This is a genomic window from Mesorhizobium sp. M0106, assembly GCF_040322715.1.
GTDB lineage: Bacteria > Pseudomonadota > Alphaproteobacteria > Rhizobiales > Rhizobiaceae > Mesorhizobium.
In genome coordinates this window covers 57,021-63,914 of sequence record NZ_JAMYUA010000035.1, presented here as the reverse complement: position 1 = coordinate 63,914, position 6,894 = coordinate 57,021, and the positions used below count along the sequence as shown (strand labels likewise).

The following is a 6,894-nucleotide window of genomic DNA, read 5'->3' as shown; positions in this document are numbered from 1 at the left end:
CCCGCCATCCCCCCCGTCCATGTCGGGGGCGCCCGTCTCTTTGTACACCCCGCCACCCACTCCGTGGGCGGGGGGGGCTCGGGGCGCCGGTCCCCGCCCCCCCGCCCGCGCTGCCGCGGGGGGGCGGCCCTGCTGGTTCCAGAGGTGGTTGAGCGTCTGTCATGTGGCTTGTGCGGTTACGAGCGAGCGTTGCATTACGCGCCCCTCAGGCGGCCGGGGCAAGCCCGCTACCGCTCACCATGAAGGAACTGCCTTGCGGCTGGCCGGTGGCGAGTGCGACCACCGCCCGTCCTACATCGGCCGGCGTTTGCATGTCGGTCATGGCGGCGATGAAGTCCGCCGGCTGGATGCCCATATAGGCCGCTATGCTGTCGACGCCGGCCTTGCCCACGCCGGTTTCCGGCATGATGCGCATCGGCGCGAGCGCCATGAAGCGCAGGCCGAGGCCAAGCCGGTCGGCCTCCTTCTGGCTATGACCGGCCAGGAACATCTGCATGCGTTTTGCGCCGGCATAGCCGCCGGCGTTCGGTGGTCCGCCGGTCAAGGCCGCGCCGCTGGAGATCAGAACGATCCGGGTCCCCGGCTTGAGCGGACGCCGCAGAGCGGCCCGGCAAAACAGGAACGACGCCTTGACGTCCGTGTCCCAATTTGCCGAGAACGCCTTCCAGTTCTGTTCATGCACCGGCGCAGAAGGCGCCAGCGCACCTGCGCAGATCACCAGCACGTCCGGCTCAAGCGCGGCGAAGACCTTATCCGGGGCGGAGTCCACCGTCGCATCGACCGCGAGCGTCTTCACGCCCGAGACCTCCCAGGCAAATTGCGCCAGGGCCTGTTTTCCGCGGGCGACGGCCAGCACCGTCGCTTTCTCCTTGAGAGCGGCCTCCGCGATCGAGCGGCCGACACCACGGCTGCCTCCGACGACGACGACATTCTGATTTTGCAACGATCCCATGGATCACCTCTTGTTCCCGGCCGCCGGACCATCCAGGCGCGCTCATCGATAAGGACAGCGCCGGTGGGTGGAAATCATCGGTGCCAGGCGGAAATATCTTTCAGGTGACGGCAGCCGCGCTTCGTTTTTGTATTCAGTGTCATTACCTCTGGGATAATCGACCAGCGCACTACGTCTCCGCAAACTGCTCCCATCAAGCCGGTTGTCCGGCCTTCGACCACAAGGAGATACGCCATGACCGCCTACGCCGTCGCCCATATGCGCCAGGTCACGCCGGGGCCGCAGATCGTCGAGTACCTGCACAAGATCGATGCCACGCTGGAACCGTTTGGCGGCCGCTTCGTGGTGCACGGAGGCGAGGTGGAAGTCGTTGAAAACACTTGGCCGGGCTATCTCATAGTCATCGAGTTTCCCAACCGGCAGCAGGCACGTGCATGGTACGACTCGCCCGCCTATCAGGAGATATTGCCGCTGCGCACCGGCAATTCCCAGTCCGACGTGGTCTTCGTCGACGGCGTCCAGCACCCGCACAAGGCCACCGACGTTCTCGAATAGAGGGACGATCTGCCACCATTGGCTCTTATCGTTTCAGCAGAAACACCGCCTGCTGGCCGAAAAAATTCCAGAACCACCACGGCATCGAGAAGCCGATCCGCTGGCCGTTGGCGTCGAGCGCGGTTGCCTTTTCCACCGTCGCGCCAAGCTCGTCGCACAGATTGACGAAGTCGCGAATGGTGCAGAAATGGATGTTCGGCGTGTCGTACCAGGAATAGGGCAGGTCCCTGGTCACCGGCATGCGGCCGTTGAAGAGCAACGAAAAGCGCACCCGCCAGTGGCCGAAATTCGGGAATGAGACGATGGCGCGGTTGCCGATCCGGAGCAGTTCGTCGAGCACCAGCTTCGGATTGCGTGTCGCCTGCAAGGTCTGCGACAGAACGACGAAGTCGAAACCCTTGTCGGGATAGAATTGGAGATCCTTGTCGGCATCGCCTTGAATAACCGACAGGCCGCGCGCCACGCATTCGTTGACGCCGCGCTGCGACAGTTCCAGCCCGCGGCCATCGACCTTCTTGGTCTCCTGCAGCAATTCGAGCAGCAGGCCGTCGCCGGAACCGACGTCCAGCACCCGCGACTGCGGCGGGATGAGATCGGCGACGACTTCGAGGTCGACGCGCTGGGCGCGGTTGACGCTCATGCCTTCGGCTCTTGCTCGGCACATGGTCCTGATCCGAACAATCCGCAACTTTTCGGGGTCATGCGCCGAGCCCTCTCGCCCGCGCGGCCGAGGCGATGAAGCCCTTGATGGCGGCGAACAGTTCCGGTTCGTCGAGCAGGAAGGCGTCGTGGCCGCGGTCGGTCTCGATCTCGACGAACGATACCGAGGCGCCGGCCGCGTTCAGCGCGTGCACGACCGAGCGGCTCTCCTCGGTCGGGAACAGCCAATCGCTAGTGAACGAAACCAGGCAGAAGCGCGTCTTGGTGCCGGCGAAGGCATCGGCCAGCCGGCCGCCATGGTCGGCGGCGAGATCGAAATAATCCATCGCCCGCGTCATGTAGAGATAGGAGTTGGCATCGAAGCGATCGACGAAGGTCATGCCCTGATGGCGCAGATAGCTCTCGATCTGGAAGTCGGCATCGAAGCCGAAGGTCAGCGCTTCGCGGTCCTGCAGGTTGCGGCCGAACTTGCGGTGCAGCGCTGCTTCCGACAGATAGGTGATGTGGGCGGCCATGCGCGCCACCGCCAGCCCCTTTTCCGGCCGCTTGCCATGCTCGAAATATTTGCCGCCATGCCAGTCCGGGTCGGCCATCACTGCCTGCCTGCCGACCTCGTGGAAAGCGATGTTCTGCGAGGAATGGCGGGCACCGGTGGCGATCGGCAACGCCGAGAAGACGCGCTCCGGATAGCTGGAGGCCCATTGCAGCACCTGCATGCCGCCCATCGAGCCGCCCAGCACGCTGAACAGCTGTTCGATGCCGAAATGCTCGACCAGCATCAACTGCGCCCGCACCATGTCGCGGATGGTGATGATCGGCAGGTCGAGCCCGTAGGGCTTGGCGGTGGCGGGATTGGTCGAGGCGGGGCCGGTGGAGCCGAGACAGCCGCCGATGACGTTTGACGAGATGACGAAGAAACGGTCGGTATCGATGATCTTGCCGGGACCGATCAGCACTTCCCACCAGCCCGGCTTGCCGGTCACCGGATTAGTGTTGGCGACGTGCTGGTCGCCGGTCAGCGCATGGCAGACGAGGATGGCGTTGGAGCGCGCATCGTTGAGCGTGCCATAGGTCTGGTAGGCGATCTGGAACGGCGACAGCAGCGTGCCGGCGTCGAGCTTGAGCGGCTTGTCGGCGCCGAAACGCAACACCGGGCTCGACGGCTGGTCGGCCTCGTTGTTGGTTTTTCGAGCGCGCAAAGCGACCATTACATCTCCTTGCCCGGCCTTCCGTTGTCCGCCGGTCTGGGCAACAGCCAGCCCGGGCAACAAAAAACCGGCCATGCCTTCGCAAAGCCGGTTACAAGATGCAAACGGCCCTTTAGCAAGTTGTTTAACGTGGCTGCAAGCCGACCGGCCAAATCACCACGGAACTGTCGATGCTCTTCTATGACTCGCGCGTGGGTTCGTCAACGGCAAGTTCTTGATCCCGAATTGCCGCCCCTCGACATTCCGGGCCACGGCTTGTATTTCCGCTGCGGCCTCCCGATGGAGGCATCCTCGACGGATTTCATGGAATGAGCCAGACACCGGATCAGACACGTCCAACGCCCCGCGCCGGCATCATGGACATCGAAGCCTATGTGCCCGGCAAGAGCGCGGCGCCTGAAGGTGTCGCCAAGGTCCATAAATTGTCGGCGAACGAGAACCCGCTCGGTCCTTCGCAAAAGGCGATAGAGGCCGCGCGCGCGGTCGCCGACAAGCTCGCGGTCTATCCCGACGGCAGCGCCAGGCGCCTGAGGGAAGCGATCGCCGAGGTGCACGGGCTCAACCCGGCGAACATCGTCTGCTCCAACGGCTCCGACGAGATTCTGGGCCTGCTGGCGCAGACCTATCTCGCACCCGGCGACGAAGCCATCATCACCGAACACGGCTTCATGGTCTACAAGATCTACATACAGTCGGCCGGTGCCGTCCCGGTAACGGTCAAGGAGACCGATGAACGCGCCGACATCCATGCGATCCTCGCTGCGGTGACGCCGCGCACCAGGATCATCTTCCTTGCCAATCCAAACAATCCAACCGGCACCTACGTGCCGTTCCAGGAGGTGCGCCGCCTGCATGCCGGCCTGCCGCGAAACGTGCTTCTGGTGCTGGATGCAGCTTACGCCGAATATGTCCGGCGCAACGATTATGAAGCCGGCGTCGAGTTGGTGGGCAGCGCGGAAAACGTGGTCATGACCCGCACTTTCTCCAAATTGGGCCTGGGCGGGGCGCGGATCGGCTGGATGTATGCGCCAATGCACGTCATCGACGCGATCAACCGCGTGCGCGGGCCTTTCAACGTCAATGCGACGGCGATCGAGGCCGGCATCGCGGCGATCCACGACCGCGCCCATATCGAACGCAGCGTCGCGCACAACGAGACCTGGCTAGCCTGGCTGAGCGAGCAACTAAGCGGGCTCGGGCTGCGGGTGACGCCGAGCGTCGGCAATTTCATCCTCATCCACTTTCCCGAGGACAAAAGGCATTCGGCGGCGGCCGCCGACGACTACCTCAGTGCGCGCGGCTACATATTGCGGCGCGTTTCCGGCTACGGTTTTCCGAACGCGCTGCGCATGAGCATCGGCACCGAAGAGGCCAATCGCGGCGTTGTCGCAGCACTCGCGACATTCCTGAAAAGCTAGAACACCATGACCTCACCGATGTTCGAAAAGATCGCGCTGGTCGGCATCGGCCTGATCGGCTCGTCGCTGGCCCGCGTCATCCGCCGCGAGGGACTCGCCGGCCAAGTGGCGATTTCGACGCGCAGCGACGCGACGCTGGCACGCGCGAGCCAACTCGGCCTTGGCGACACCTATACGACGGATGCGAAAGAGGCGGTTCGCGATGCTGATCTGGTTATCGTTTCGGTGCCGGTCGGCTCTTCAGGCACGGTCGCCGCAGAGATCGCGCCTGCGCTGAAGAAGGGCGCCATCCTCACCGATGTCGGCTCGACCAAGGCGTCGGTGATCGCGCAGATGCAGCCGCACGTGCCTGATGGCGTGCACTTCATCCCCGGCCATCCTTTGGCCGGCACCGAAAAATCGGGACCGGACGCCGGTTTTGCCGAACTGTTCGAGAACCGCTGGTGCATTTTCACGGCGCTGCCCGGCACCGATCCCGCAGCACTGGAAAAGCTCTCGGAATTCTGGCGCCGCTGCGGCTCCAACATCGACACGATGGACCCGCAGCATCACGACATGACGCTGGCCATCGTTTCGCACCTGCCGCATATCATCGCTTACAACATCGTCGGTACCGCCGACGATCTGGAGTCGGTGACCAAGTCCGAGGTCATCAAATACTCGGCTTCCGGCTTTCGCGACTTCACCCGTCTCGCGGCGTCCGACCCGACCATGTGGCGCGACGTCTGCCTGCACAACAAGGACGCCATTCTCGAAATGCTGGCGCGGTTTTCCGAGGATCTGTCCTCGCTGCAGCGGGCGATCCGCTGGGGCGACGGCGAAAAACTGTTCGACCTGTTCACCCGCACCCGCGCCGTCCGCCGCTCGATTATCGAGGCCGGCCAGGACATCGACGTACCGGATTTCGGCCGCCAGGCAGTCGAACACCCGCCGAAGGGATAAGCCGCGGCAGGCCGATCGCAGGCCGGCCCGGCTTAGAGCGGTTCATCGTTTCACAGAAACGCCGAACCGCTCTATCTCTTTGTTTTGCGCAATTCCGGACGGAAAACCGTTTCACACTTTTCCTGGAGTTGCTCTAGTCGAGCGGCTTGATCTTGCCGAGCGGGATGAAGCCGAGCGAGGCCTTGCCCCTGACGATCTTCAGCGGCATCGACGGCTGGTTGCCGAGCAGCGCCAGTCCGGCAAAGCCGGTTTGGATCTGTTTCTTCTGCTCGGGGATGGCGGTGGCGAGGATTGCCGCCACGGCCTTTGGATCATTGAGCCTGATCGTCAGGTCGGCATTTATGAGACCGTCGTCATCGACCGACAGCGGTCCGGAAACGGTGATGCGCGCAGTTCCGGACGACAGATCGAGCTTGTGGATTTCGGCCGCCTGGCCGCGCAGGCTCTTCGGATTTGCCTTGATCAGCGTGACGCCGTTCTTCAGCGTCAGGTCGCCGCTGCCGTCGAGCGGCGGCAAGACGCGCCCGTCGATGGCCGCCGCGTCGATTTCAAGATCGGTGAAATTGCCGGCATAGTCGATGTCCGGGCCGTTTGGGCGCAATTGTCCGGTGGCGGTTCCGGCGCTGAACAGCGAGACGGGATCGGTGTCGTCTGCCGGATCGGTCTGGCCGGACAGGCCTTCTGCCTGCAGCGAGAGGCGCCTCGGCAGCGGCCAGGACAGCTTCATGTCGGCCCGCAGATCATCCCAGTCGATCCAGAGCGGGGTCATGCCGGGAACTGAGGTCCTGAGCGGCCCCCTGAGCTCGGCGGCAGGCGACAGAAGCCGCGTGATCTGCGTGGCGGCGTTGATCTTGCCTGTCGATGCCGCGACGTTGCGGCTGTCGTCCTCGTAAGCCAGGCTGTCGCAGGAAACGGTGAAGCTGAAGGGATAGCCGCTGACCGCGAGATTGGCGCAGTCGGCCTTGATGCCTTTGTCGTCGAGGTCGGCGACCGCCTTTTTGGTTGCGCTCTCGACCAGGTCCGCCAGGTAGAACCAGCCCGCGCTGTAGATGCCGAACAGCACGAGAATGAAAGCGGCAAGCCACAACAGGCGGCGACGTTGGCTGGGCGGCGGGCGCTCGTCACTTGACGTCATGCTGCGGCTTTCGTTAACGCGGGG

At 63.8% G+C, this 6,894-nt stretch carries 7 protein-coding genes and 1 riboswitch; of the genes, 3 read left to right on the top strand and 4 right to left on the bottom strand.

The window, feature by feature from the left end:
- Positions 1 to 205: 205 nt before the first annotated feature.
- Positions 206 to 952 carry an SDR family NAD(P)-dependent oxidoreductase gene (locus NKJ55_RS26590; RefSeq protein ID WP_352452472.1) on the bottom strand — a complete coding sequence of 249 codons (747 nt, stop codon included), beginning with the start codon at positions 950 to 952 and terminating at the stop codon, positions 206 to 208.
- 234 nt (positions 953 to 1,186) lie between these two features.
- On the opposite strand from NKJ55_RS26590, the gene NKJ55_RS26585 reads away from it, so the two are divergent.
- Positions 1,187 to 1,507 carry a DUF1330 domain-containing protein gene (locus NKJ55_RS26585; protein ID WP_352452471.1) on the top strand — a complete coding sequence of 107 codons (321 nt, stop codon included), beginning with the start codon at positions 1,187 to 1,189 and terminating at the stop codon, positions 1,505 to 1,507.
- 25 nt (positions 1,508 to 1,532) lie between these two features.
- Here NKJ55_RS26585 and metW read toward each other — a convergent pair whose 3' ends face one another.
- Entirely contained in the window at positions 1,533 to 2,147 is a 615-nt protein-coding gene (gene metW, locus NKJ55_RS26580; RefSeq protein WP_352452475.1) for a methionine biosynthesis protein MetW, read from the bottom strand.
- 58 nt (positions 2,148 to 2,205) lie between these two features.
- Positions 2,206 to 3,375 carry a homoserine O-acetyltransferase MetX gene (metX, locus tag NKJ55_RS26575; protein ID WP_292661143.1) on the bottom strand — a complete coding sequence of 390 codons (1,170 nt, stop codon included), beginning with the start codon at positions 3,373 to 3,375 and terminating at the stop codon, positions 2,206 to 2,208.
- A gap of 92 nt (positions 3,376 to 3,467) precedes the next feature.
- A riboswitch (SAM riboswitch) is annotated at positions 3,468 to 3,545 on the bottom strand.
- A 138-nt stretch (positions 3,546 to 3,683) separates the two neighbouring features.
- On the opposite strand from metX, the gene hisC reads away from it, so the two are divergent.
- Both hisC and NKJ55_RS26565 read left to right on the top strand, forming a co-directional pair.
- Positions 3,684 to 4,793: a histidinol-phosphate transaminase gene (hisC, locus tag NKJ55_RS26570; RefSeq protein WP_352452470.1), complete on the top strand. Its 1,110-nt coding sequence runs from the start codon at positions 3,684 to 3,686 to the stop codon at positions 4,791 to 4,793.
- Positions 4,794 to 4,799: 6 nt separating this feature from the next.
- Positions 4,800 to 5,735, top strand: a complete 936-nt coding sequence (locus tag NKJ55_RS26565; protein WP_352452469.1) for a prephenate/arogenate dehydrogenase family protein — start codon at positions 4,800 to 4,802, stop codon at positions 5,733 to 5,735.
- 133 nt (positions 5,736 to 5,868) lie between these two features.
- On the opposite strand, the gene NKJ55_RS26560 is transcribed toward NKJ55_RS26565, so the two are convergent.
- Entirely contained in the window at positions 5,869 to 6,870 is a 1,002-nt protein-coding gene (locus NKJ55_RS26560; protein WP_352452468.1) for a DUF2125 domain-containing protein, read from the bottom strand.
- Positions 6,871 to 6,894: the final 24 nt, after the last annotated feature.

What these genes read in the sequence shown, in the direction of transcription:
- NKJ55_RS26590 (WP_352452472.1), bottom strand. Translation starts at nt 952, where the DNA reads ATGGGATCGTTGCAAAATCAGAATGTCGTCGTCGTCGGAGGCAGCCGT.
- NKJ55_RS26585 (WP_352452471.1), top strand. Translation starts at nt 1,187, where the DNA reads ATGACCGCCTACGCCGTCGCCCATATGCGCCAGGTCACGCCGGGGCCG.
- metW (WP_352452475.1), bottom strand. Translation starts at nt 2,147, where the DNA reads ATGAGCGTCAACCGCGCCCAGCGCGTCGACCTCGAAGTCGTCGCCGAT.
- metX (WP_292661143.1), bottom strand. Translation starts at nt 3,375, where the DNA reads ATGGTCGCTTTGCGCGCTCGAAAAACCAACAACGAGGCCGACCAGCCG.
- hisC (WP_352452470.1), top strand. Translation starts at nt 3,684, where the DNA reads ATGAGCCAGACACCGGATCAGACACGTCCAACGCCCCGCGCCGGCATC.
- NKJ55_RS26565 (WP_352452469.1), top strand. Translation starts at nt 4,800, where the DNA reads ATGACCTCACCGATGTTCGAAAAGATCGCGCTGGTCGGCATCGGCCTG.
- NKJ55_RS26560 (WP_352452468.1), bottom strand. Translation starts at nt 6,870, where the DNA reads ATGACGTCAAGTGACGAGCGCCCGCCGCCCAGCCAACGTCGCCGCCTG.